Source organism: Mesorhizobium sp. WSM4813, assembly GCF_055811555.1.
Genome location: NZ_JBVVQU010000075.1, coordinates 1 through 24,627 on the forward strand (window position 1 = coordinate 1; position 24,627 = coordinate 24,627).

The following is a 24,627-nucleotide window of genomic DNA, read 5'->3' on the forward strand; positions in this document are numbered from 1 at the left end:
CTTGACCCCAGCACCGCTGTGCTCAGGTGCTCATGGCCGCCGGATACGCACGTCTGCGATCTTCACCGGATGCGTACGCGTGCATGGCCAGCGAATAGACGATCCGCTTCGGAATTTCGGCATAGCCCAGCGCCACGCCGTAGAAGAACGCCAGCGCGCACACCGTCTGGTTTACGCTGGCCACGAGATTCCGATCGAGACCAGATGAACGTGGACGGCGCGGGCGTCCTCCAGGCCGAGTCGGGTCCGGCGAACGGCCCAAGTGGTGCGAAAGCCTTGAAAGCCTGGCCATGCACGTGGGAACGCATGCTTGGTCGGCGAGAGTTTACGGAGCCATATCCTTGATCATGCACCGGCAAATAAAACAGAAGCCTCACCCGCAAAACGCCGCGGCGCTGTTCAATCCGGCTTGCAATGACGTCCGAAGATTGGCTTTTTCGACCTCGAGTGACTTTCTTAGTTCATCGGAACAGCAGCCGTCCTCGGTAGTGTGCAGAGAGTTCTGCAAATCGTCATGGCAAGCTGGTGATGTTCAAGGTCACCATTCCCGCAAAGGAAGGCCCATCATGACAAAGACCGAGAGTATGACTGCCAGAGCCGCCGTCAAATACATTCTGCTTTCGTACCCAGAGGGTCTCCACGAAGTGATCCCTCCGATGATGTAGGAAGTGCTCGAGTCCGACATGCAGGAATGGAGGCGCTGGAATTCCTCATGCCAGTCTGGATGAGGCGCTCCGCCTTCTGCTGGTCTTGGCGGCTCGTGGACTACCTGCTGAATCACTAGTTTAGCTAAGCGGAGTCATATCCTAACGCGAGGCCAGCCTGCCAAAAAATTCGTGCTTCACCGTTCCGCCGACCAGCCGGAGCTTGGATGCGTTTCGCAGCAATCGCCCGGGCCGCTTGAATGCCCCCCAGTTCAGGAAGTATCTGACCAGAAGGCTGGGTGTCTTGCTGTGCGACCCTCCATGGGCGACGCGGTAAACGGCGCCGCGGAATGGCAGCGCCGCCAGTGGCGTGCCACGCTCAGTGAGGATGTCGGTGATGCGGTGATGACTGCCTAGCATCGATTTGATCCAATCGAGCGAAGCATACTCGAACCGCTCCGGCAACCCATAGAGGTCCGATCGAATGATCAAAGACGTTCCACAGAGATGGTTGAAATCGTCATGCTCTAACAAAAGCTTGCCCCCGTGATCCCATATATAGCCGCGGTCGATCATCCATCCGTTCGCGTCGGGATTCTCCGATACATATTGGACGATCCGGGCGCTTACGAAATCGTCGTCGTCGACGATCATGAAGAAGCGACTGTCGCGCGCGCGCAGCATGCCCATCAGCACGCGGCGCCCCTTGTCGGCGCGGAAGGCGTCGCGGAAATCCTCAATGGTGGCCTTGCCGAGCTCGTGCATGTCGTTCGGAGGGAAGCTGACGCGCTCGACACCGAAGCGGTCCGGCAAATCCGGAAGATCGGCGCCCTCATTTGCCACGATGATCCCTCGCCAATCCCCATTGTTCTGGTTCGAAATAGAGGCGATGGTTTGGGCAAGGTTCGCCTTGAGAAGGCGCCAATCGCGGGCATTGTCCTGGTGACGGACGGGAATGATAAAGGTGACGAGGGTCATCGAATTTCAACTCCGCAGACGCCTGCTTGCATCATCCGCCGCATCATTCGGCGACCCCTCTGCCGGCCTGGAGGCGCGCCCAGGCGATTCCGTCGTCGAGCGACGTCGCCTTATAGGACAGGTCGGTTCCGCCCGAGAATGCGGTCATGAACCGCCGGACCTTGCCGTAGTTGTTGTCGAGAACGGCATGCGGTCGCCCGAGCAGAAGCGAGCAGATGTGGACGTGCAGGCGATCGGTGACAATCGCGCGGCCCCGCGAGATCTGCTGGATGCCGCGCCGGAATCGGTTGTGCGCCGCCGCGTCCAGCATGCGCAGCCGCATTTCGGCCGGCTTAAAAGCCAAGAGCGCCGACGCCGCGCCGAGTGCCTTGGACACGTGCGCGCGTCGGGGGGATCTTGCGATCCAGTCTTCCGTGGGGACGTCGCCATAGGTCGAGCAATCGGTATCGCCCGCCTTTTCAATATCTTCCCTTAGCATCGCAAGCACGGGGAATTCGGACGCAGCAGTCTTAAGTGCGCCAACCTGGAAAGCCATGTCCGGGCAGAGGCGCACCTGGCAATCGAAGTGCTTTTCTGCGAACTGCTTCGATTCCTCATCGCGGACCAGCAGAACGAAATTCTTATGACGTCCGATGATCCGCGCGCTCTCTTGCATGCGTTCCTGCGATTTGTAATGGATCGACTGGGGAAACTGGATGATCTGACGCTTCGGAAACCGCTTGAGCACACGCTCGCGGAAATCCTGATGCGTAACCCAGAGGTCGCCGAAGGTGCCGCCGCCCTGGATGAAGATCGGCCCCGTCGGCATCACGCGCTCAAGTTCCTCGGGCGAGAAATCATGTTTTCGTGAGACATAGGCCGGCAGTTTGCCGTGCTGGTCCCTCAGATAAGCCATCTCCCCCAGCCAGATGGCCGAATCGCCGGGGTTCCGAATATCCGGAAAGTCGAGAATTGCGACAGGCTCGTCCTTCGTAACATACTCCTTGAGGCAATCATGGATCATGCCCTTTAATCTGGCGATCAAGTCGTGATTTGATTCCGACGGCATTTCTTAGTCTCCATCTGCTAGATAGGCGAGTGCATGCGGCGGGAATTGTCGCAAAAGCCACTTACTGTGCTCTCATTTTCGAGCGGGGCGAACTTTTGACAGGATCTTCCCCAGGATCTTTCGGATTTCCACCTCCGGACCGGCCGGCGGTTTCATCAACAGCCAGAGCAGAGAGGTTGATCCACAGTAAAGTACGGCGCCCAGCGCGATCAGGATCGCCAGCTGCTGCGCGAGCATGAACCTGTCGGTCGTGTGCGTCATATAGCCAGAGACGAAGGACACGCCCGCCGCCATCAAGGCGATGCTGGCGAGCGCACGCGCGTTCGCCGAGAGTTGCTTCAGCACTGTGACGCCGATGAAGCGGCGCACGAGGATCATGTTGACAAATGCGCTGAGCAGCCCGGTAAACACGCGGCCGAAGATGACCCCTTGAAGTCCGTACAGCATCAGGCCGGCGAAGATGATTGGAACCCGGATGAACAGCATCTGTGTGTCTCGGATGAACAGCAGCCGCGTCTCTCCCTTTGCCATGCCGAGCGGCTGCACCAGCGAACCCAGCGTCTGGAGCGCGTAGACCGAGGCCAGCGACTGGATAATGAAGATGACGGGCGCCCATTTCTCCCCCAGCGTGAGCCTGACCAGCGGATCGGCGATCACCGCGACCCCGATACCGGCGGGAAGCGCGACCGCGGAGACCAGCGCCTGTACGCGCTGATAGGCGGCGGCGAGGCGCAAGGGATCGTCGCGGATGCTGGCAAAGCTGGGGTAGATCGCCTGGGTGAGCGGCGAGGTCGCTTCGCGCGTGGGCATCCTGGCCAGATTGCTGCCTACTGCATAATAGCCGAGCGCCGTTCCGCCGAGCACCTTGCCGATCAGTAGATAATCAAAACGCCAGTTGAGTGTGTTGACGATCTGGCCGGCCGTGAGCCATGCGGAAAACGAAAAGAACTCCCGGATGTGCCGGAAGGTGATCCTGGGCCGGAACGGTAGGACGAGATAGGAGGTGATGACGTTTGTCGCTTGGCTCACGAGCGTTCCGATCACCAGAGCCCAATAGCTGTGAAAGATCATCGCGATTGCCACCGCGGCAACGAAGCCCGTGAACTTCTGTGCGACGCTGAGGACGAATTCCTGCCAAAAGATCAGCTCGCGCTGAAGCATGATGAGGCGCGGGTTGTTCAAACCGCCCATCAGGACACTGAAGCCTAGCGCAAGCATGACACCGAACAGCCTCGGCTCTTCGTACAGCACCGACGCCGGGTAAGCGCAGGCCGCAAAGAAGAGGAAGAGGAGCAGTCCACGTGTGGCGTTGAGTGTCCAGGCGGCGCTGAAATGTGATTCCTCGGGCGCCTTGTGACGGATGAGTGCCTGAGTGAGCGAGAGCTCGGTGACGGTGCTGACGATCAACAGCATCGTCGTGGCCAGCGCGACGAGGCCGAAATCGGAGGGCGCCAGGTACCGCGCCAGCACGAAAGTGCTTAACGTCGCCAGCCCGTTCACAATCGCCCGGGACAGGCTTAGCCACATGCTCCCCTTGATGAGTCGACCGGTGATGCTGCTCATATAACGCATATTCCCACTGCTCGCAGACCCTGAAAGAACAGTAGTCTTAAGTCGCTTGTCGAATGACCGAATTTGCACAAGTGATGATTAGGAGACCGCATGCAGTGCAAGCCCAATCAGCAATGCAGTCAAGTTTCGTCCAGCACGGCTTTATCAAAGTTGTACCTTCAAGCGCTTCGATCGCAGCGGCAACCTAGCGAGGAAAGATTATCGATCCCGCTTGCGCTCCGGACCCGCTGAGACCGCAACAAATGTCAGGCGAAAGCGATGGCGTGGATCAGCTAATCGAAGTGGAGCCTATCCAGTCGAATTCCTTAGAGACGGGGCAAGGCAAAAGCGCAAGCACGATAAAAAGCGTGACATCAAAGGCGAAGCCTTTCGGTGGCCGAGTTTAATCTCATTATTCCAACAAAAACTCCTCCAGCTGTAACTGGAAGAGGTCAAGCCCGGAAGTTTCTGCCGGGCCTGTGCACGATGAGGGTAAGGCGGTTCAGCACTGCCACGATCGCATTTGATCCTTCGAAAATCAACGGACCAGTCTGGCGCCACTATAAATAATCGTCATCTAGGCGCGCCATCGTCTGGTGGCCGAGCAGCATGTCGGATAGTCCATCCGGGCGCCCGCCAAAACGATGATCCCGAGCCGAGCGCCGCGTGCCGGTCATGAAGGTGGGTTCGCTGTATTTTGTCTGGTGGTCGAACAGCCAGCCCCACGACAAGCCGCAAGATAAGCGCCATCCCTCAAGTTGGCGCCGGCCTCGGTACACTTTGGTGTTTAGCTTGTCCAGAGACGCAAACAACCTGCACCAACCGTATGGGCATTGCTGTCTTTTCGGCGGCCGGAAAGTCGAGGCGCCCAACATAGGCGCGTCACGTTTTATGGCGACGGCTCGTAACGAATTTAGCAGCCATCGCGCGTTCGACGTTCGCCTATGCTGGCCCGCGCGCCTGAGCGGGATGAACTGCCGTCCCTGGCGAAGCACCAGCACTTGGTCGCGACGCCGTGTTGAGCGGCCCGCGAGGTAACATTCTGTTCAGGGTGGCATTCGAGCAACTCAGCTGAAACGCGTTTTTTTGTACAACCCAGAAAGGAACACTTGAGGTGTAGTGTAGGTCGGATTTAGGGTTCCTTAACGCTCGTGCAAACAATTAGGAGTGCGAGAGATTCGAATTCCCGGCACAGCGGGCCGCCCAAGCCTTTTTCGGATGAAGGACTGCTTTTACCTTGTTGCGCGTAGACTCATATCCAATCCTGGCAAGGATCGCTTTTCTGGTCACTTCGACTGGGGTTCTCTTGCTTGCCCTTTTGCCGGCGCTGCTCTTGCGGGATCTCGGCATGGCCTTCGCGTCTCATCACGACAATCTCAACCACGCCACCGCCTTCGCCGTGTTGGCAGCCCTGGGATGTCTCGGTTGGGATGAACACAAGGCAAGGCTGATTGTCCTCCTCGCTGTAACCGGCGCAGCGATCGAGCTTGTTCAGGGCGCGCAACTGATAGCGCGCGATCTGGATTTAATAGACTGGGTTGCCGATTGTGTAGGCATCGGATGCGGCCTCACAATCGCAGGCGGAACACGAGGTTGGCTGTCGGTGCGCGGACGCTTCGCTGGAGACAGTGCGAAAGTGAAATGATTTCACTTCGGCAATATGAATGCCGTCCGCGATCTACTAGACCTCCTCAGATCGGCGCAGTCTATTCAGCAGCCTTGCACGAACAACCGAAAGAGGCTCTGCCTTGACTTTTTGACAGGCCGCGTCGCGAGCCGTCCCTGCTCAGGCCGGTGTGGCTTCGATCGTCACCTTGTTGGGATAGAACGCACCATGATCGCGGATTTCCACCATCTCGTCGAAAGGCGGCTCATAGGCCCACATCGCATTCTTGCCTGCTTCCGAGGCGGGCAGCACGCTCCAATAGCTCGCATCGCCTTTGTAAGGGCAGTGGGTCGACAGTTCCGTTTTGCGAAGCTGGTCGAAATCGATGTCTTCGAATGGAATGTAGAGGACCCGGGGGTACGGGGATTCGGTCAACACCTTGGCCTTGGTGGACGAGGCAATGATCGAGTCGCCGGCGCGTATGGTGACAGTGCCGCTGTAGGGCTCAACGGTAATTACTTTACCCGGGTTGCGTTGAAAGCCGGGTGACGGATTGGCGATCTGGTCCATGACGGGTTCTCCTTGCGTCGACCTAAGGTGTGCCGGGCACGCACACTACGCAAGGCCGCCGTCGAATGCGAGGCTCGAAAACCATCGCCTTTGGCGTTGCCAGGTCTCTCGTCAAATCGGCCCTGCCGATGAACAATCAGGCGGCGGCCTTAAATGCATCCATCAGCCCGGCATAGGCGGCGGTGATACCGGCGACCGGATTGGTGCTTCTCGATGCGGTTTCGACCTTGAGCGCACCACCGCCGGTCGGCAAGGTAAGAAGAAGGAACTGGCGGTTGCCGCCATCGCCGACGCATGCCGCGGCAACGTGCTGGCCTTCGCCTTCGTTCTGAACGCACATCTTGAACAACAGCGTGCCGCCGACCGCCTCAAGGGCGCCGCTGACAACTTCGACGAATTCGTCTTCGGAAACGGTTTTGGCGTCCGGCACCAAATCAGCCAGGCTTTCGGCGAGCGTATCTTCGAGAGTCTCGTCTTCGAGCTGCGCGTCCATGCGAACCTCTTTCATTCGCCAATCGCACCCCTGCCCATTAATCAAAGTTAACGCCCACGATGGCCGGATTGTGGCGGATTTCCCTGTCTTTTTGATCAATGCAACGCATCTGCCCGGTCATGGCTGGACAATCCGCTTGTTCGTCCCACAATGGAATGAAAAACCAATGGGAGGAAAAGAATGCTCGGACTGATGCAGGAATGGCCGCTGCTTTGCCACAAGCTCATCGACAACGCAGCCAGGCAGCACGGCAAACGCGAGATCGTGTCGCGCTCGATCGAGGGCCCGATCGTCCGGACCACTTTCGCGGAAATTCATCGCCGCGCCTTGCAGGTCGCTGAGCGGCTTGAGCGTGACGGCTTTGGGCTTGGCGACCGCATCGCCACATTGGCCTGGAATACGGCGCGTCACATCGAAGCCTGGTACGGCATCATGGGTGTTGGCGCGATCTATCACACGCTCAATCCGCGGCTCTTTCCCGAGCAGATCGTCTGGATCATGAACAATGCCGAGGACAAGGCGATCTTCGTCGACCTGACATTCATGCCGCTGCTTGAAAAGCTCGCCGGCGCGGTCAAATCGCTGAGAAAGGTGATCGTGCTGACCGACAACGCACACATGCCGCAAACAGCGCTGCCGAATGCCGTTGCCTATGAGGAATGGCTTGACGAAGCCGACGGCGCCTTCACCTGGAAGACGTTCGATGAAAACACCGCCGCCGGCATGTGCTACACCTCCGGCACGACGGGCGATCCGAAAGGCGTCCTCTACAGCCATCGCTCGAACGTGCTGCACGCGATGATCGCCGCGATGCCCGACGCAATGGGCCTCTCGTCGCGCGACACCATACTGCCGGTCGTGCCGATGTTCCACGCCAATGCCTGGGGTCTTGGCCAGAGCGCGCCGATGATCGGCGCCAAGCTGGTCATGCCTGGCTGCAGAATGGATGGCGCCTCGATCTATGAGTTGCTCGACACCGAAAAGATAACGTTCAGTGCCGCCGTGCCGACAGTGTGGTTGATGCTGCTCCAGTATCTGGAGGAGACCGGCAAGAAACTTCCTTATCTGAAGAGGGTCGTCATCGGCGGCTCATCCTGCCCGCGTGCGATCACGACGAAGTTCCAGGACAATTACGATGTTGAGGTCATCCATGCATGGGGCATGACCGAAATGTCGCCGCTCGGCACCCTGTGTACCATGAAGCCGGGCTATGCCGGGCTTGAGGGCGAAGCCCGGCTCGATGTCCAGAGCAAGCAGGGCTATCCGCCTTTCGGCGTCGAAATGAAGGTCACGGACGATGACAACAAAGAGCTGCCGTGGGACGGCAAGACATTCGGACGCTTGAAGGTCCGCGGACCGGCTGTCGCGCGTGCTTATTATGGTGGCATCGGATCCGAACAGTTCGATGAAGAAGGCTGGTTCGATACCGGTGATGTCGCCCATATCGACCCGAGCGGCTATATGCAGATCACCGATCGCGCCAAGGACGTCATCAAATCCGGCGGCGAATGGATTTCGACCATCGAGCTCGAGAATCTCGCGGTCGGTCACCCGGATGTGGCGGAGGCGGCCGCCATCGGCATCCAACATTCGAAATGGGGCGAACGGCCGTTGCTTGTCGTGGTTCGCAAACCGGGCCGGGAGCCGACCAAGACGGATATCCTCGCTTTCATGAACGGCAAGGTGGCGAAGTGGTGGATGCCGGATGACGTCGCCTTCGTCGGCGAAATTCCCCACACCGCTACCGGCAAGATCCAGAAGATAACCTTGCGCCAGCAATTCAGGGATTATCGTCTGCCAACGGATTAACTGAGATGACGTTTTTCACCTTCAAGCCGCCGCTAAACGGCTCTAAACGCTCGTTCGGGTGGAGTAGTGCAGAATACAATGGAAATTCCCGAGCGACAGACGTCGAGGGCGGCCGGCTGGTCGCGGCGGACAGGCGCTTTTTCGGCGGTCCTGCTTCTGACCGTCCTCGTCGGCCACCGATATGAACTTGTTGAAACGCCGGCTTTCCTTTGGGTGCTCGGCATTGTCGCGCTGCTTGCCGCCTTTGCGCTGCTGTTCGCCGGATTTGCCTTTTCGAGGCTGTGGAATTTCGGCGACCGTGGCGGTCGCGATCTCACCGTCGGAACGTTGCTGGCACTGCTGGTGCTTGTTCCTTTTGGCATTGCCGCCTACTGGGCAGCGACTTATCCACCGCTAAGGGACATCTCGACGGATTTCGATGATCCGCCGATCCTCGACACCAGAACCCGGACCGGGGATATGAACGCGCTTTCGCCACCGACCCCGGGCGAGCGGCGCCTGCAGACCGAGACCTATCCGCTTGTTGCCGGACGCAGCTACAATCTGCCTTTCGATCGGGTCCTGGAAGCAGTCGAAACCGTGCTCGATCGTCGGGATTGGCAGCTTACGGCGCCGTTCCCCCGTGCGATCGGGCAAAGCGAGGTGACGATCAACGCCCTGGCCAAGAGCTTCATCCTTAGCCTTCCCGCCGACGTCGCCATCCGCGTGACCGACGATGGCGATGCGGTCATCGTCGACATGCGTTCGGCCTCGCGTTACGGCCGCTACGACCTTGGCGACAATGCGGCCCGCATCGTGGATTTCCTTGCCGAACTGGATCAGGAAGTCGCCGGCCAGGTCGGCAAGGCCCCGGCCGAGTGATGTCCACAGCATTTTACAGCTCAAGCGGAATCGCTTTGGCGCCACAGAAATGCGGCTAATCAGGTTGGGCGGGTTGCCGGGTCAGTTCGACTTGTCTCGCCAGTCGTCTTGCGTACATAAGCGGGCCTCGGTCCCTGCAATCGAAATGTACGTGCTCCGCTCGACGGGACAGTTGCGGGATTGCGGCGATCGGTTGCGCCGCGAAGCAGCCGCGCGAAGTTGCCCGCCACCCCTGAGTCGGTTGATTGAGTCTGCGGGCAGACTACTCGCCAGGGTCGAATTCACCCTTGAGCAAGATTGTCTCCATCGGCCCAAGCGGATTGATGATCCGGTTCTCCAGGACTTCGATAAGTTTGCGTCCGACACCCGCCATATCCACGGAATGAATTCCGATCTTTGCCGGCAGGAAGCGTGCCAGCCGCGTGCTGTCACGAGTGACAATGTGGACGTCGCTCCCCGGCACAAGACCTCTTCTGCCTAGAGCGTGTAACGCCCCTAGAAGGCCCAGTTCGTTGGCGCATGCCAAGCCTGTCGGCGGATCTGAATAAGCCAGCAAGCGATCGAACCAGGCTGCGCTCGATTCCATGGTGAACATGCCATGGCCGATCAGCGATTGGTCGATCGGAATACCGGCCTCGGCCATTGCCCTTCCATAGCCGGAAAGACGCATGGCACTTGCCTGATCCTCCGGAACCAGAAGTTGCAGTGCAATGCGTCGACAGCCCTTATTCATGAGCCGTCGGGTTGCCTCGTAGGCAATCTGTTCATTGTCGACGTCGACATAAGGATACGCGGTATCCAGGTCGGTTCTTCCAAATGCGACGAATGGCATGCGTTGATCCACCAGCAGCTTGACGCGCGGATCACCCGACACCAAGCGCGTGATGATCAGTCCGTCTGTGCTGTGCGCCTGAAGCTGCCGCTGCACACTCTCGACGGGATCGTCGTCGGGAGTGGTGGAATAGATGGACAGGCTATAACCGGCTTGCCGCGCCGCCAGCGTCATGCCTTCGATTAAAGGAAGCTTCAACAGATCGGACAGATGGTCTCGTGTCTCCATCGGGAGTACTGCCGTCAGCGTCAGCGTTCGACCGGTTCTGAGCGCACGACCATGATGATTTGGTAGATAACCGACCCGCTTAGCCGCCTCCTTGACGCGGGCTATGGTCGAGGGCTGCACTTCCGGCCCATCCTTCAGTGCGCGGGACACCGTGGTCACCGAGAGGGAAAGTTCCGCCGCGATCTGCTTTAGATTGGCCATTGTTCGCCCGACTTCAATTTGCGAAAGCGCCGGCTGGTTTGCTGACCGCCATAACGTTACCGGATTCGACATCCCGGTCAATCCAAACTCCCACAGGAAGCAGCTCGACTCTGGCGCATTCAGATGCAACCGTAACGTTACGATTACAAATAAACGGCCATTTCGAGCAACATTTGATAAAAATTGGGGAGGAGAACCCATGTCCTGGCTACGCATTTCCTTAACGGCATTCGCAATCTCGGCCGCCTTGCCCGTCCATGCGCAAACAGTCACCATAACGACCGCAGGTGGCGATTATGGCAACGCCATGAAAGAGGCCATGTGGGGCCCTGCTGCAAAAGAGCTTGGCTATGATGTCCTCGAGGAGACGCTAAGCGACGGCCTAGCCGCCTTGAAGATGCAGGTCACCTCGGGTGCGGTCACGACCGACGTCATTCACCTGGGCTCACCGGAAGGCGCCCAGGCGGCCGCACAGTCGCTGCTGGAGCCGCTCGACTACAAGATCATCGATCCCAAATCCGTGCCGGACGGCGCAAAGTCCGACTACTGCTATCCGTTCGATTCCTATGGCACCGTCATGTCGTGGAACACCAAGACCTATGGCGAGAACCCGCCGAAGACCTGGGCGGAATTCTGGGACGTTGCCAAATTCTCGGGTCGCCGCGCGTTGCGCGCCAATGCGCAAGACTCGATCGAGATCGCGCTTCTCTCCGATGGCGTAGCGCCGGCAGACGTCTATTCCGTGCTCAGCACGCCGGAAGGTCTGGAGCGCGCCATCAAGCGGCTTGAAGCGATCAAGCCAAATGTCGCCGTGTGGTGGACCTCGGGAGCTCAGTCTGCACAGTTGCTGAAAGATGGCGAGGCGGATTTGGTCGTTACCTGGAACGGACGGGCCGAAACCGTGAAAGCAGATGGCGGCGCGGCTGACTACACGTTCAAGGGATCGGTCATCGGCACGGACTGCCTTGGGGTGCCGAAGGGAGCGCCGAACAAGGAAGCCGCGATGAAGCTCATCGCAGCGATGACGCAGCCCGCGCGAGTTGCAAAGCTGACCGATTTCATTGCCTACGGCCCGGTCAATCCTGCGGCATATGAAGGTGGCCTTATTCCCGAGGACCGTCTGAAGACCCTTGCGACCGCGCCTGAAAATGCCGGCAGTTCCGTGTTTTCGAATTCAGAATGGTGGGTCAAGAATGGCGAGGCTGCCCAACAAGCGTTCGATGAGATGATGGCCCGCTGAGTCTCAGCTCTAAGGGTGGAGCACATGATGAAGTCGCTCCCAATCACGATCGACAGCGTCAGCAAGGCTTACGGGACCTACGTTGCACTGGATGATGTTTCGCTAGATATTCAAGCTGGCGAATTCCTCACGCTTCTAGGGCCATCGGGATCGGGCAAGACCACGCTGCTCATGGCTCTGGCCGGGTTTGTCCGCCCGGATTCCGGTAAACTCTTGTTGGGCGATCGGGACATCACCCGCCTGGCGCCAAACAAACGGGACATCGGCATAGTATTCCAGAATTACGCCTTGTTTCCCCACATGAATGTCCTGGCGAACGTCTCGTATCCGCTGGCGCTGCGCAAGACGCCGAGGGCGGAGGCGCGTCAGCGGGCGCTTGACACCTTGGCCCGCGTGAAGCTGGATAGTCTGGCGGAGCGCAATGTTGCCGCACTGTCCGGCGGCCAGCGTCAACGGGTGGCATTGGCGCGGGCTATCGTCTTCGAGCCGCGCGTGATGTTGATGGACGAGCCGCTGTCGGCGCTCGACAAGAATCTGCGCGAAACCATGCAGTACGAGATTCGGCGTCTGCACGATGATCTGGGGATCACCACAATCTACGTGACCCATGACCAGCGCGAAGCTCTGATTATGTCTGACCGGATTGCGGTGATGAACTCCGGCTGCATCCAGCAGATCGATACGCCGCAGCGGATTTATGATCGTCCATCGACCCGCTTCGTCGCGGAGTTCATGGGCGAGGCTAACATTGTGGCTCCAGGCTCGGTGCGCAGAATCGACGGCGCCGAAGCGTCACGCGAAACTCTGATGATCCGCGCGGAAAGCTTTCATCTCGATGCGAAGCTCGTCGGGGGAGACGGAGTGGCGCTCGAAGGGATACTGCGCGCCAAGGCGTTTCGCGGCGAGAACTGGCTGTTGACGCTGGCGCTTGACAGTGGGCAAGAGGTTCTTGTCTGCATTCCCGCTGCGCTGGCCGGCGGCTGCGCCGAGCTTGCCGCCGGTCAGCGGATGACCGCATATGCACCGGCGGCGAAGGTTCACGCGATACCGGGAGGGACAGCGTGACCGTCACTATGGATCCTGCGCTCGCCGCAGATGCGCGACGTGAGCGGCGGTTCTTCCTTTCGCTTTCGCTGCCGGCGCTGTTCATCGTTGGACTGGCGGCGATTTTGCCCATCCTTTGGATCATCCGGCAATCTTTCCTGACCACAGGCGGTGAGTACACCATTGGCAATTACGCGAAAGTGCTTTCGAGCGGACTGACATGGTCGGCGCTCGTCACCACCCTTGAACTGTCCCTCGGCACGCTGGCGATCTGCATTCTTCTGGGCACCCCGCTGGCACTGGCCTTGGCCAGCGCCAGACCAAGGGTCGCCAACGTGCTGATGGCCTTCGTCATGCTGCCGTTGTGGACCGCTATCCTGGTGCGCACCTATGGCTGGCTCGTGCTCTTGCGGCGTGATGGCATGATCAACGCGGCTTTGACTGGTTCTGGCCTGACGGCAGAGCCTTTGCCGCTGGTCTACAACTTCACGGGAACGCTCATCGGCATGGTTCACTACATGCTGCCGCTGTTTCTGCTGCCGGTCTATGCCGCGATGCGCGATATCGACCCAAACCTCGTTCGCGCTTCAGCGAGCATGGGAGCCACGCTCGGGCAGGTCATCCGCACCGTCATAATACCGCTTTCGGCCGGCGGCATCTTCTCGGGTTCGGTCATCGTTCTCATCTATTCCATCGGCTTTTTCATCACGCCGGCGGTGCTTGGCGGCGGCAAGGTAAATCCTCTCTCTACCCGGATCGAGCGTGCGCTATCGACCTTTCAGGATTGGGGGTCGGCGAGCGTCCTGGGCATTCTGCTCCTCGTTCTGATGGCGGTGATCGGTGTGATGCTGCTGGCGGCACGCCGCCTGCTGGCCCACAACACAGTGGAAGCCTCCCATGCTTGAGGCCTATCCGCACAACAGGCTGGCCCGCATTGTCCTCTGGGGCTTTGCTGCTCTTGTGATGGCATTTCTGATGTTGCCGACGCTCGTGGTGGTGCCGCTTTCCTTCTCGGCGTCGAATCTTCTCGAGTTTCCGCCGCACGCTTACTCGTTGCGTTGGTACGAGAACTTCTTCGGCTCGGCGACGTGGATGGCTGCACTCAGAACGAGTTTGATCCTTGGGACATTGACGGCGTTGATCGCGGTACCGTTTGCGCTGCTCGCCTGCATTTCAATGAATCGGCTGGGCGGAAAGACCGCTGCGACCATCCAGAGCGTCCTGCTCACCCCCTCGGTCACCCCGGGAATCCTGCTGGCGATCGGCCTGTTTTTCGTGCTGGCGGCACAACGTCTGGTCGGAACGCTGTTCGGTGTGCTGGTCGGACATGTGGTGCTGGCCGTTCCGGTGGCGTGCATTGTGTTGCTGCCCGCCCTGGCTCGCTTCGACTGGAACCAGGTTCAGGCGGCGCGCAGCCTCGGTGCGAACTGGGCCAGAGCCATTGGCGGAATAATCGTTCCGCAACTTCGGATCAGCTTGCTGTCGGCGACATTGATGGCGTTCCTGACGTCGCTTGATGAGTCTGTGATTTCGATCTTCATCGCAAGTGGTCGCAACAGCACGATGCCGAAGCTCATGTTCGTGTCGCTGCGCGATCAGATTGACCCGACCATCGCGGCGATCTCAACATTGTGGACCGTCATCGTCGTGGCCGTCGTCCTGATTGTGACCCTTCGCCAAAAATCCTGACCGAGACTGGAAACATGCCCACCAATCACCACGCAGCCGACGATCTGACGGATCATTCGACGGACATACCTCGGGTGGGGCTGGCGATCATCACCGGGTCGGCAAACTGGGGGCTTGCGTTCCCGGAAGATGTCGAGGTCGATGGCGTGCGCACGTTGCGGCGCGACATGAGTTTTGAAACACCTTTCGGTCGCACCGACAACTGGAAGCTGCTCGAGTTCGATGCGTTGGTTACAGCCGAAGGAAGAGCGAAGCGCGCGCTGTGCATGTATTCGCACGGCAATCCCCGCGACCATATCGACCATTCCTGCCATCGCCGCGCGTTCTGGGTATTGATGCGGGCGGGTGCACGGCAAGTTCTCGCCTGTTCGACCGTTGGTGCCGTCAACAAGGCGATCCAGCCTGGCGACATGGTGGTGAACGCCGATATCATCGAACTGACGCAGACCCCGTTTTCACTGCTTCCGGACCGCCAGAGCTTTGACTGTTCGGGCAAGCAGATCGTATGTCCAAGATGTGCGGCGGTTCTGGTTGAGACGGCCCGCCGTCATTGGCCAGCCGAATACCGCGTTCATGGCATCGAACAGCAGTTGGTGGCTGCCCATTGTTATGGGCCGCGACTGACAACCCCAGCCGAGGCTTTGGCGTACCGCGGGATGGGGGCGGATGTGCTCAACCATTCGATCGCCCCTGAGGCCACCTTGGCGCGCGAGATCGGCGCTTGCTTCGTGCCCTGTGCATTCGTCACGGCGGGCTTCAACGACTATATGGACCGCAATCGCCAGAAATTGCTGCAGGAGGACGTGCTGCCCAATCTCTCCATGACAGCCTCGCGGGTCGCGCTGGAGACCGCCGCGCGACTTCCGGCCAATCCGGAATGCTCTTGCCAGGGTTTAAAGTCGCCTCAACCAGCGGAGCGTTCCAGCCGGTTCTGAGTTTTCAGGAGCGTAGTGCGAGCTCGTGGCGGGATCTTAGCCAGGCAACCTGAATATGCCGTCTATAGCCGGGTCGCCGTCGGTGCTCACCAGGCCGCGAGCCACCAGATCCTCGAGATGGGCAAGCACGGACAACCCGGCAGCACCATGAAGGCGCGGGTCGGTATCCCTGTAGATCGCCGCGACCATCTCTTTGATCGTGCCGTCTCCACCCCGGAGGCGCTCTAGGATCGCTTGCTCGCGCATCCTGCGATGCGACTTCAACTCGCGCATGAAACTGCGCGGCGCTGTCACCGGCCCGCCATGGCCGGGCAGCAGCAGGCGGTCGTCGCGCTCGATCAGCCGATCCAGCGAGGCCATATAGTCGGCCATGGCGCCGTCCGGCGGTGCAACGATGGAGGTCGCCCACGCCATGACATGATCGGCCGAGAACAGGATACCGGTTCCTTCCAGCGCAAAAGCCGCGTGATTGGCGGCGTGACCCGGCGTCAGCACCGTTTTGATCGCCCAGCCGTCGCCGTTGACGACAGTATCGTCGGGAAGCGCAATATCCGGATTAAAGGCGGTGTCGGCGCTGGCGTCGAGCGGATTGATCTCACCAATGCGCAGCGGTCTCGCCGACCGATGCGGACCCTCGGCTAGGACAATTGCCCCGGTGTGCCGCTTCAGCCGCGCTGCCAGCGGAGAATGGTCGCGATGCGTGTGGCTGACGAAAATATGGCTGACCGGCCTGTCTCCAACCACCTCGAGCAGTGTCTTGAGATGCGCATCATCATCCGGCCCCGGATCGATCACCGCCAGCGTCTTGTGCCCGACGATATAGCTGTTAGTGCCGTAAAAGGTGAACGGGCCGGGATTTTTCGCGGTAATCCGAAGCACGTCGGGCGCAACGATCGCGCCCTGCCCGTAGAACGGATCGAAGTCTGTGTCGAATTTCAGCGCCATGGCGAACGTCGTTCAGCTCTGTTCCAATTGCATGTCGCGCAAAAGTGTGCAGCGGTTTTGCGATAACGACATGCGTAAAACGACAACCTAAAGCGCGTCGCATGAGGCCGGTCAAACGCGACGCGCTCTAGAGACAGCAAAACTGATTGCCGCATAACACGGAAGCCAATATAGGAAAACGCAAAGGCCGCGATCTGCGGCAGTCCGATATGAGGAAGACCATGGCAATTGCAACGACACCGCTTGTTTCTCTCGCTTTGCCTGAAAAGGGCGCGACCCGCCTGGCGACGCAGCTTTTGCTGGCGATAGTTGGAACGCTGGTGCTGACCTTGTCGGCCAAGACCAGAGTTCTGCTCGGACCGGTCGACATCTCGATGCAGACACTTGCTGTCTTCCTGATCGCTGCGGCATTCGGCATGCGCCTCGGCGTTGCCACGCTGCTTCTCTACATGGCGGAGGGCGCCATGGGCTTTCCGGTCTTCCAGGGCACGCCGGAAAAGGGCATCGGCATCGCTTACATGCTCGGCTCCACCGGCGGCTATCTTGCCGGTTTCGTGGTCATGGCGGCGATTGTCGGTTGGGCCGCCGATCGCGGTTGGGATCGCCATCCGATCAAGCTCTTCAACGCTATTCTGGTTGCCGAAATCGTCATGATGGCGATGGGTTTTGCCTGGCTGGCGCTGCTCATCGGCCCGGAAAAGTCATGGCAGTTCGGCGTCGTGCCCTTCATTGTCGGCGACCTGATCAAGGTCGCCCTGGCAGCGAGCCTTGTGCCAGCGGTCTGGTCGCTGCTTAAGCGCTCCTGAACTCTGGTCGAGGGGCCGGCCGCGGCACTGATCGGGTCCACGCAATCACGGGGATGTGGCTGCTTGGGCATAATCCTGGCTCAGCGGCGGCCTACCAGATTTCCGCCACGCTTTGCTAACGATACCGTCACAGTATGTTCAAATCGACGGATTAAGGACCAGAACTGCCAGCGATTCGTCGCGAGCCAGCGTAACCAAGCAGCTGCATATCGAAGCAATTGCTCGACGCCGCTGCCTGGATAGCTAAAAAGAAAGCGGCTCGATGATTTTTTAGGCGCAGCTAAAGTTGATGGACAATTGCCAGGAATTTTTTCGACGAACCGCCCCGATTCTCGTGAGATAATTGCTTGCTGGTATCTTCACGCTGTCGTAACCCTTGACATCGACCATGCCGAAACCCCGCCGAAAGCGAGACGCGTGATTAGTTCGAAAAAAACAACTGTTGAGGCGACTGTATCGTTGCGACGGCCCGCAACCGGCACCGCAGCACGCTGGTATGCCGCCAGTATATTTCCGGGAAAAGAAGACGTCGCCGAACGGCATCTCCGGATGCAGGGGTTTCATCCGTTTACGCCTCGCTGCGAGAAGACCACACGTCATGCCCGGCGCATCGAGACGCGACCAGCGGCCTATTTTCCAGGTTATATGTTCGTCGCCCTCGACGTCGCTCTGCAGCGGTGGCGCTCGATCAATGGAACGTTCGGTGTGCGCTCACTCATAATGCAAGGCGAACAGCCATTGCCCGTCCCCTCGGGGTTGGTGGAGCGGTTTATAGCCCTGACTGGCAAAGACGGCCTGCTTGATTTCAGGGGAGGTCTCGCGGCGGGCGCATCGGTCCGGATTGTCTCAGGTCCTTTCGCGAAGATGATCGGTCGCCTTGACCGGCTCGATCCAGCTGGAAGGGCCCGAGTCCTGATTGCCATCATGAACGGTGAGATCCCTGTTAACATGGACTCAAGGGAACTCGTCGCGATCGCATAGCCTAGCGCGTTACGCCCCGTCGTGCGTTGCAATTGTAGCAAGTCGGCTCTCGGTTTCACCTGGGAGTGCGGTAGCTGTTGCTGGAGACCTGCCGCATTTTTGATTGCAGATAGCCCAACCCAAGACTGCTGCACGGGCTCGCTTGGTGTGTCGATCTGACTTTGATTTTGATTGAAAGCCTTGTGTCAGATCCTAAGAATATCGATCCTCAAATGGGAATAGTCGAGCTATTGAGCGATCTTCCGGAGGGTGATTGGAATTGAATGCTCCCACCATAAAGCCGCGACATCAACGGCACATACTGCATCGAGTTAGGTTTCAACTGCTTGGCGGATTTTGCTTTGCAATTCTGGCTCCTGCGCTGATTCGAATTGTGGTCGATCCCATTTTGATTTATTACCAGAATTTGCAGGTTACAATATTGGCTGCATTTGTAGCGCATGCCATGGGCTTTTTTTCTTTTCGAAGAATAGGTGATTTTCCAGGCGTCGCTGCTGCCGGTTATATTCTACCAACTTTCGCTTTGTCGTACGGTTTTGTATACCTCATTATTTTCTTGTTTCGGATCGAGTATAGCGCTTTTCAAGCCGCCAGCAGTTTGACGTTGTCAATCCTCTGGTATTTCGGCTTGAGCATCTTGAGCCGCCGCCTTGATCCGTACAGTCTTGCTGTGGTGCCAGGGGGGGCAGTCAGTCGTCTTAAGGCAATCGGAGGCGTGAATTGGCACTGGCTTGTCTCGCCCAATACGATCATCGATAGGGTCAACGGCGTCGTCGCAGATCTTCGTGCTGATCTATCCAATGATTGGGAGCGCTACATCGCCGACCAGGCGCTTGCCGGAGTTCCGGTCTACCACGTCAAGCAGATCAGCGAGTCCCTGACGGGACGCGTTGAAATCGAGCATCTATCCGAAAACACGTTGGGCTCGCTTAATCCCAACCACGCCTACATCAAAATTAAGCAGGCAGTCGACTGGATCAGCGCACTATTAGCTCTGATTGTGCTGGCGCCGTTCTTGATCTTCATCGCCCTGATGATCAGGTGGGAATCGCCTGGACCTGCTATATTCCGCCAGGAGCGCTTAGGTTATGGCGGACGGTCGTTTACGGTGTACAAGTTTCGAACGATGGCCGTCAGTGCGCCTGAAGCAGTGCACGTCCGTAGTCTTGCTGTAACTAAGCCGGGCGACAGCAGGGTCACCCGGCTTGGCCGCTTCCTTCGGAGAAGCAGAATTGACGAACTTCCGCAGCTGATCAATATCGTTCGTTCGGAAATGAGCTGGATTGGACCTCGACCCGAGGCCACGGTGCTATCGTCTCATTATTCTGTGGCTCTGCCATTCTACCGCTACAGAAATATTGTCCGTCCAGGTATCTCTGGGTGGGCACAGGTGAATCAAGGGTATGTGTCAGACGATGACGACGAAATCGAAAAACTTCATTACGACTTCTACTACATAAAGAATTTCTCGCCATGGCTTGATATCGTCATTATGCTGCGGACGCTGAAAACGGTGTTAAGTGGGTTTGGATCTAGATAATGGCCAGGCCGTCAATTGAGCAGAAGTTGTTATAGTTGATTTCTAAACTGCCTAAGGAAACGAAATGAGCCGAAAAACTGCGTTGATTACTGGCATTACCGGCCAAGATGGCGCTTATCTTGCTGATCTCTTGCTTAGGAAGGGATATGAGGTTCATGGCATCAAACGGCGATCGTCTTCGTTCAACACGGGCCGTATCGATCATCTTTATCAAGATCCGCACGAAACCAGTGTGAATTTTTCGCTGCACTATGGTGATATGACCGACGCAACAAACTTGATCCGCATCATCCAGGAAGTTCAACCGGACGAGATCTACAATCTCGCGGCGCAATCGCATGTTCAGGTGAGCTTCGAGACTGCGGAGTATACGGCAAATGCAGATGCCATCGGCACATTGCGTCTTCTGGAAGCCATTCGGCTACTTGGCCTGACAAAAAAAGCACGCTTTTATCAGGCTTCGACTTCCGAGCTCTACGGGAAAGTGCAGGAGGTTCCGCAAAATGAAACAACGCCCTTTTATCCCCGGTCGCCTTATGCGGCCGCAAAGATCTACGCGTACTGGATCACAGTAAATTACCGGGAAGCCTATGGCATCCACGCCTCCAATGGGATTCTGTTCAACCATGAAAGTCCGATGCGCGGCGAAACATTTGTGACGCGTAAAATCACGCGCGCTGCTGCCGCTATCAGTCTAGGCCTTCAGAATAGACTCTATCTGGGGAATTTGTCTGCCGAGCGAGATTGGGGGCATGCCCGCGATTACGTTGAAGGCATGTGGAAGATTCTTCAGCAGGATGCGGCCGACGACTATGTTCTCGCGACCGGAGTAAAGAACTCGGTCCGTCGATTTGTGGAGCTTGCATTTGGCGAGATCGGGGTTGAGATCCTGTGGGTTGGTTCGGGCGTGGACGAAAAGGGCATCAATGCAAAGTCTGGTGGCGTTCTCGTCGAGGTGGATCCCCGGTACTTCAGGCCAACCGAAGTGGACCTTTTGATCGGCGATCCCTCCAAGGCAGAGCGCATGCTCGGATGGAAAGCCACAACTTCGCTGGCTGCAATGGTCCGCGAAATGGTCCAATCCGACCTGAAGGTTGTCGAGCGCGAATATGAGCATCGCCGGCTAGACGAAGAGCTTGGCAGGGGCGCAGCACAATAGCCAATGGATCTGGGAATGAAGATTTCAGTCCTGACTGTCTGCCGGAATTCCGCAGCAACGATTAGGCATACGCTTGACAGTTTTTTTGCCCAAGATCATCATGACAAAGAACTGGTTGTTGTCGATGGAGCCTCGACCGACGGAACATTGGCTATAATTCGCTCCTATGGCGAGGGACGACTGCGGTTAGTTAGCGAGCCCGACCACGGCATGTATGACGCGCTGAACAAGGGGCTTGCGCTTTGCAACGGCGAAGCAATCGGGGTTCTCAACGCCGACGATGCCTTTCATGATCGGTTAGTGCTCGGTAAAATCAGCGAGGCGCTTGCTGAAGCCGATATTGTCCACGGCCATCTTGACTTTGTGAATGATCACGAAGGCAAACAGGTCGTTCGTCGCTGGCGAGCGGAACCAAGACCGCAAAATGGTTTCCATTCGGGTTGGATGCCTGCTCACCCGACCTTCTATGTTCGGCGCGCCGTTGCCGAAAAGGTCGGGCCGTTCGATTTGACGCTCAAAGTTTCCTCCGACTACGACTGGATGCTGAGGGCCGTTGAGCTTTATGGCTTCAGGATTGCCACAATCGACAAAGTCCTTGTGGACATGATGATGGGCGGGACTAGCACGAAGAGCTTCCGTTCCCACATCTGGCACAATCTGGAAGCACTGCGTTCACGGCGCCGTTGGCTTGGATCAGGTCCTGTCGACTACGCACTTGTTGCGAAGCCCGTGCGGAAAATCAGACAGCTAGTGTTCGCCCGGAGAGGTTAGCCAATTATGGCTACAATTCATTGGCAGAGATGAGGGACCGGCCGGTTTGTCGCTCCCTGGCACGACTAACCCTATGAGGAGCCGCGTAAGTTTCCGATAGAACCAAGTCCGAGACCGGGGACAGAATGATTGGCGGTTTCTAGATCAAAATTACGCCGACACATAGAGAACGTATTCACAAACAGACGATTAATAACCGGCTTTCTAGCAGCTGAAAGGAGGTAAATAGTGCCACGAAGAGGTCGCGAGGTGACGGTATCAGTGCGGCCAAAACACAGTAGATCAAATCCCTATCCGAGCATGTTCGCGTCTGCCCTAGAAAACGAACGAATTAAGGTGCTTCCCCTTGAGATATTCTCCAGGCGCAATGTAAGTAGTACTAATATATTCATATTGCACTGGCCGGATGAATTTATTGGTGAAAGTGCTGGCTATCTTCCATCGATGAAGACATTTCTAAAAGCCGCGGGCCTCCTACTCCTCAAGCACCTGATTGGAAAAAAGACCATATGGATCGCTCACAATATTATCCCGCATGATTCATCTGCGTTTGGTGCCCAGAGCACAATTTTCTTTAGGTCACTGAGCGGCGTGATATACCTATCAAGGACTGCAAAAAAAATGACTGAGGAAGCGGTTCCCAGCCTTCGTTATTGCAATTCGTTGGTGGTTGGCCACGGCCACTATCGCGAAATCGCTCATACAATGCCAAAAATCTATTCACCTCCAAAGGGGGCGGTCATTCACTTGGCCTTTTTTGGTCAAATAAGAGCATACAAAGGAATTGACGATTTTGCCTCAATAGCTGCTGCAATGGCAGGTGTGGTTCATCTGTCTATTGCGGGGAGAGCTGATGATCTCCGCATTGCCAGTAAGCTAAAAGAAATCTCACAATTGTCGCCCAACGTAACGATCAGACTCGATCACCTTCCCGAACTCGAATTGGAGCAGTTTGTGGATGAAGCCGACGGAATAGTTCTTCCATATAGAAACATTGTTAATAGCGGCTCAGCTCTTTTTGCCCTCTCGAGGAACAAGCCGATCTTGGCTCCCAACCAAGGGTCCCTCGTCGAGCTACGAGAACAAGTAGGCGACGAATGGGTGTACCTTTACGAAGGCGATTTAACACAAAAAATTGTGCTAGATTACTGTAATTGGCTAAGAAACGCTGTTAGAACCGTGCCAAATTTGACAGATCACGGGTGGGATACGATCGGAAGAAAAGTAGCTAATTTCCTGAGGGGGGGCTAATGTCGTGTGCACTGCTTGTTCGGGGCGATGAAGGTTATGGCGTATCGCGTATACTCCAAGACATCGCTTGGGAATTACTTCGCCGCGGGGAGAGTGTAATCGCGTTTTCTGCTGGAAAGGGGAGTCTGTATGACGCTCTTCGGCAACTCGGTGTAGAAACAATCGTCTATAGGAGCAGGCCTCCGCGAATTCTCAGCGGAACGACCGCCGGGAAACTGATGTCATTATCCGGAATGGCATTCGAGCAGTTCCAGCGCTCTAGGTGGTTAGCTAAAAATATGCGGGAAAGATCAATTACGAGATTAATTTTCCGTAATCCACTTGATGTTGTTTTAGCGGGTCTGGCATGCCGTTCTAGCAGTACGCAGGCGGTGTGGCTCATGCCAAACGCTGTGAGTGCTAGCTATCCGTTAGATATTAATCGCCATATCTACCATTTTGCATTTTCCCTTCTGCCAGTAAAGCCACGGGCCAATAGTGCTTACACGTTATCGACACTTGGCCGTGCAGTAAAACACGGTCGGGTTACACATCTAGGCATTCGGAGTGATCCAGAGTATTTATCCAGAGGTGATTGTGTGACTCTTTCACTTAAGGTGGAAGACGAAGATGTAATGTTTGGTATTTTTGCGCGGCTTGTTCCAGAGAAAGGCCAGTTGCTGTTCTTAAGGGCTCTGCAGGCATTCAGACCTGGCCTCGAAAAGATGTCAGTAGTACTTTGCGGAGGTCCGCTTTGCAGTGATTATGCCAGAGAAATACACGACTTCGTTTCAAAAAATGGATTAGATGCTCGTGTCCATTTGCTCGGGCACCAGGATGCACCCGGCCCGCTGTATGATCTGTGCGACATAGTTGTAAATGCGAGGACGGACCCTGAACCGTTCGGATTGTCTATAATAGAGGCAATGCACAGAGGGAAACCAGTGCTGGCGCACCGAGCTGGTGGCCCAGGTGAGATCGTTCAGCCCGGCAGAACCGGCTGGCTAGCCGATGCGGCGAATCTGCCCGGTTTTGAACAGGCGATTCAGCAAGTGTATCGAGATAGGCGACTATGGTCTGAAATGGGCAAGGCAGCCAAAGTTGTGGCGGCAGAGAAGTTTACTCTAGCCAGAATGGTGGACGAGCTTTTAGCAGTGTAGTCCCGTTGGCGCCAGCTGCTGTAGGTGGACCTTTGCATGAGCAGTTCGGCGGCGTTTCGTGGAACCTAACGCCAAGGATCTGGTGATGATTGACAAAACGCTAATCAGTCCTCCGCGGAACAATGAAGGCGGATCAGACTGCGACGGGTTTTGTCAGGCGATTAAGCGCCGCGATGAGCAGCCACAAAAGCTGCCTGAACCAGTTGAGCAGCAGCGGGTATCCGGGGCGGCTAGAGCACGTCCTGTGGTCGATGAATCGATTGTGATGTGACAGCTGCGTCTTGTGCTGATTCAACATCCACCTCG

Annotated in this window: 23 protein-coding genes; 15 read left to right on the top strand and 8 right to left on the bottom strand. The window is 57.3% G+C overall.

What is annotated here, in order from left to right:
- Window positions 1-22: 22 nt before the first annotated feature.
- The 4 genes from AC0L25_RS29115 to AC0L25_RS29130 all read right to left on the bottom strand — a co-directional run bounded on the left by AC0L25_RS29115 (window position 23) and on the right by AC0L25_RS29130 (window position 4,233).
- Entirely contained in the window at window positions 23-184 is a 162-nt protein-coding gene (locus AC0L25_RS29115; protein ID WP_473598632.1) for a hypothetical protein, read from the bottom strand.
- Window positions 185-806: 622 nt separating this feature from the next.
- Complete coding sequence (locus AC0L25_RS29120; protein WP_473598633.1) at window positions 807-1,622, bottom strand: galactosyl transferase; 816 nt, start codon at window positions 1,620-1,622, stop codon at window positions 807-809.
- 43 nt (window positions 1,623-1,665) lie between these two features.
- Window positions 1,666-2,670, bottom strand: a complete 1,005-nt coding sequence (locus tag AC0L25_RS29125; protein ID WP_473598634.1) for a polysaccharide pyruvyl transferase family protein — start codon at window positions 2,668-2,670, stop codon at window positions 1,666-1,668.
- 72 nt (window positions 2,671-2,742) lie between these two features.
- Complete coding sequence (locus AC0L25_RS29130; protein WP_473598635.1) at window positions 2,743-4,233, bottom strand: lipopolysaccharide biosynthesis protein; 1,491 nt, start codon at window positions 4,231-4,233, stop codon at window positions 2,743-2,745.
- Window positions 4,234-5,527: 1,294 nt separating this feature from the next.
- On the opposite strand from AC0L25_RS29130, the gene AC0L25_RS29135 reads away from it, so the two are divergent.
- The gene (locus AC0L25_RS29135; protein ID WP_473598636.1) at window positions 5,528-5,866 is read left to right on the top strand and encodes a VanZ family protein; all 339 of its coding nucleotides are present in this window, start codon (window positions 5,528-5,530) and stop codon (window positions 5,864-5,866) included.
- Between the two features lie 141 nt (window positions 5,867-6,007).
- Here the strand turns inward: AC0L25_RS29135 and AC0L25_RS29140 are convergent, their stop codons facing one another.
- Both AC0L25_RS29140 and AC0L25_RS29145 read right to left on the bottom strand, forming a co-directional pair.
- Entirely contained in the window at window positions 6,008-6,397 is a 390-nt protein-coding gene (locus tag AC0L25_RS29140) for a DUF427 domain-containing protein (protein WP_473598637.1), read from the bottom strand.
- A gap of 136 nt (window positions 6,398-6,533) precedes the next feature.
- Window positions 6,534-6,890, bottom strand: coding sequence for a hypothetical protein (locus AC0L25_RS29145; RefSeq protein ID WP_473598653.1), 357 nt, complete (start codon window positions 6,888-6,890; stop codon window positions 6,534-6,536).
- 180 nt (window positions 6,891-7,070) lie between these two features.
- Between AC0L25_RS29145 and AC0L25_RS29150 the strand changes: the two genes are divergently transcribed.
- Window positions 7,071-8,699, top strand: coding sequence for a fatty-acid--CoA ligase (locus tag AC0L25_RS29150; protein WP_473598638.1), 1,629 nt, complete (start codon window positions 7,071-7,073; stop codon window positions 8,697-8,699).
- Between the two features lie 78 nt (window positions 8,700-8,777).
- The gene (locus tag AC0L25_RS29155) at window positions 8,778-9,560 is read left to right on the top strand and encodes a DUF1499 domain-containing protein (protein ID WP_473598639.1); all 783 of its coding nucleotides are present in this window, start codon (window positions 8,778-8,780) and stop codon (window positions 9,558-9,560) included.
- A gap of 262 nt (window positions 9,561-9,822) precedes the next feature.
- On the opposite strand, the gene AC0L25_RS29160 is transcribed toward AC0L25_RS29155, so the two are convergent.
- Window positions 9,823-10,821: a LacI family DNA-binding transcriptional regulator gene (locus tag AC0L25_RS29160; RefSeq protein ID WP_473598640.1), complete on the bottom strand. Its 999-nt coding sequence runs from the start codon at window positions 10,819-10,821 to the stop codon at window positions 9,823-9,825.
- Here AC0L25_RS29160 and AC0L25_RS29165 point away from each other — a divergent pair.
- From AC0L25_RS29165 to AC0L25_RS29185, 5 genes are read left to right on the top strand one after another with little or no spacing between them, the layout of a single operon-like run.
- A complete protein-coding gene (locus tag AC0L25_RS29165) occupies window positions 10,814-12,061 on the top strand; it encodes an ABC transporter substrate-binding protein (RefSeq protein WP_473598641.1) in 1,248 nt (415 codons plus the stop codon). The genes AC0L25_RS29160 and AC0L25_RS29165 overlap by 8 nt on opposite strands.
- Window positions 12,062-12,088: 27 nt before the next feature.
- Window positions 12,089-13,126, top strand: coding sequence for an ABC transporter ATP-binding protein (locus AC0L25_RS29170; protein WP_473598654.1), 1,038 nt, complete (start codon window positions 12,089-12,091; stop codon window positions 13,124-13,126).
- Window positions 13,123-14,010 (top strand): ABC transporter permease, encoded by an 888-nt coding sequence (locus tag AC0L25_RS29175; RefSeq protein ID WP_473598642.1) that lies wholly within the window; start codon window positions 13,123-13,125, stop codon window positions 14,008-14,010. The genes AC0L25_RS29170 and AC0L25_RS29175 overlap by 4 nt, the downstream gene beginning before the upstream one ends.
- A complete protein-coding gene (locus AC0L25_RS29180; protein WP_473598643.1) occupies window positions 14,003-14,794 on the top strand; it encodes an ABC transporter permease in 792 nt (263 codons plus the stop codon). Before AC0L25_RS29175 ends, AC0L25_RS29180 begins: the two co-directional genes overlap by 8 nt.
- Before the next feature lie 14 nt (window positions 14,795-14,808).
- Window positions 14,809-15,729, top strand: coding sequence for a phosphorylase family protein (locus tag AC0L25_RS29185; RefSeq protein ID WP_473598644.1), 921 nt, complete (start codon window positions 14,809-14,811; stop codon window positions 15,727-15,729).
- Window positions 15,730-15,765: 36 nt separating this feature from the next.
- Here the strand turns inward: AC0L25_RS29185 and AC0L25_RS29190 are convergent, their stop codons facing one another.
- The gene (locus AC0L25_RS29190; protein ID WP_473598645.1) at window positions 15,766-16,674 is read right to left on the bottom strand and encodes an MBL fold metallo-hydrolase; all 909 of its coding nucleotides are present in this window, start codon (window positions 16,672-16,674) and stop codon (window positions 15,766-15,768) included.
- 221 nt (window positions 16,675-16,895) lie between these two features.
- Between AC0L25_RS29190 and AC0L25_RS29195 the strand changes: the two genes are divergently transcribed.
- From AC0L25_RS29195 to AC0L25_RS29225, 7 genes are all read left to right on the top strand, one after another.
- Window positions 16,896-17,480 carry a biotin transporter BioY gene (locus tag AC0L25_RS29195; protein ID WP_473598646.1) on the top strand — a complete coding sequence of 195 codons (585 nt, stop codon included), beginning with the start codon at window positions 16,896-16,898 and terminating at the stop codon, window positions 17,478-17,480.
- 297 nt (window positions 17,481-17,777) lie between these two features.
- Window positions 17,778-18,461 carry a transcription termination/antitermination protein NusG gene (gene nusG, locus AC0L25_RS29200; protein ID WP_473598647.1) on the top strand — a complete coding sequence of 228 codons (684 nt, stop codon included), beginning with the start codon at window positions 17,778-17,780 and terminating at the stop codon, window positions 18,459-18,461.
- 253 nt (window positions 18,462-18,714) lie between these two features.
- Window positions 18,715-20,001 (top strand): sugar transferase, encoded by a 1,287-nt coding sequence (locus AC0L25_RS29205; protein WP_473598648.1) that lies wholly within the window; start codon window positions 18,715-18,717, stop codon window positions 19,999-20,001.
- Window positions 20,002-20,065: 64 nt separating this feature from the next.
- On the top strand, window positions 20,066-21,160 hold the full coding sequence (gmd, locus tag AC0L25_RS29210) for a GDP-mannose 4,6-dehydratase (protein WP_473598649.1): 1,095 nt from the start codon (window positions 20,066-20,068) through the stop codon (window positions 21,158-21,160).
- A 15-nt stretch (window positions 21,161-21,175) separates the two neighbouring features.
- Entirely contained in the window at window positions 21,176-21,931 is a 756-nt protein-coding gene (locus tag AC0L25_RS29215; RefSeq protein WP_473598650.1) for a glycosyltransferase family 2 protein, read from the top strand.
- Window positions 21,932-22,180: 249 nt separating this feature from the next.
- Complete coding sequence (locus AC0L25_RS29220; RefSeq protein ID WP_473598651.1) at window positions 22,181-23,182, top strand: hypothetical protein; 1,002 nt, start codon at window positions 22,181-22,183, stop codon at window positions 23,180-23,182.
- 233 nt (window positions 23,183-23,415) lie between these two features.
- Window positions 23,416-24,321: a glycosyltransferase family 4 protein gene (locus tag AC0L25_RS29225; protein ID WP_473598652.1), complete on the top strand. Its 906-nt coding sequence runs from the start codon at window positions 23,416-23,418 to the stop codon at window positions 24,319-24,321.
- Window positions 24,322-24,627 lie beyond the last annotated feature (306 nt).

Excerpts from the sequence above, each read along its gene's own strand:
- AC0L25_RS29120 (WP_473598633.1), bottom strand. The coding sequence starts at position 1,622 with ATGACCCTCGTCACCTTTATCATTCCCGTCCGTCACCAGGACAATGCC.
- AC0L25_RS29125 (WP_473598634.1), bottom strand. The coding sequence starts at position 2,670 with ATGCCGTCGGAATCAAATCACGACTTGATCGCCAGATTAAAGGGCATG.
- AC0L25_RS29130 (WP_473598635.1), bottom strand. The coding sequence starts at position 4,233 with ATGAGCAGCATCACCGGTCGACTCATCAAGGGGAGCATGTGGCTAAGC.
- AC0L25_RS29140 (WP_473598637.1), bottom strand. The coding sequence starts at position 6,397 with ATGGACCAGATCGCCAATCCGTCACCCGGCTTTCAACGCAACCCGGGT.
- AC0L25_RS29145 (WP_473598653.1), bottom strand. The coding sequence starts at position 6,890 with ATGGACGCGCAGCTCGAAGACGAGACTCTCGAAGATACGCTCGCCGAA.
- AC0L25_RS29150 (WP_473598638.1), top strand. The coding sequence starts at position 7,071 with ATGCTCGGACTGATGCAGGAATGGCCGCTGCTTTGCCACAAGCTCATC.
- AC0L25_RS29155 (WP_473598639.1), top strand. The coding sequence starts at position 8,778 with ATGGAAATTCCCGAGCGACAGACGTCGAGGGCGGCCGGCTGGTCGCGG.
- AC0L25_RS29160 (WP_473598640.1), bottom strand. The coding sequence starts at position 10,821 with ATGGCCAATCTAAAGCAGATCGCGGCGGAACTTTCCCTCTCGGTGACC.
- AC0L25_RS29170 (WP_473598654.1), top strand. The coding sequence starts at position 12,089 with ATGAAGTCGCTCCCAATCACGATCGACAGCGTCAGCAAGGCTTACGGG.
- AC0L25_RS29180 (WP_473598643.1), top strand. The coding sequence starts at position 14,003 with ATGCTTGAGGCCTATCCGCACAACAGGCTGGCCCGCATTGTCCTCTGG.
- AC0L25_RS29185 (WP_473598644.1), top strand. The coding sequence starts at position 14,809 with ATGCCCACCAATCACCACGCAGCCGACGATCTGACGGATCATTCGACG.
- AC0L25_RS29190 (WP_473598645.1), bottom strand. The coding sequence starts at position 16,674 with ATGGCGCTGAAATTCGACACAGACTTCGATCCGTTCTACGGGCAGGGC.
- AC0L25_RS29195 (WP_473598646.1), top strand. The coding sequence starts at position 16,896 with ATGGCAATTGCAACGACACCGCTTGTTTCTCTCGCTTTGCCTGAAAAG.
- gmd (WP_473598649.1), top strand. The coding sequence starts at position 20,066 with ATGAGCCGAAAAACTGCGTTGATTACTGGCATTACCGGCCAAGATGGC.
- AC0L25_RS29215 (WP_473598650.1), top strand. The coding sequence starts at position 21,176 with ATGAAGATTTCAGTCCTGACTGTCTGCCGGAATTCCGCAGCAACGATT.
- AC0L25_RS29225 (WP_473598652.1), top strand. The coding sequence starts at position 23,416 with ATGGCATTCGAGCAGTTCCAGCGCTCTAGGTGGTTAGCTAAAAATATG.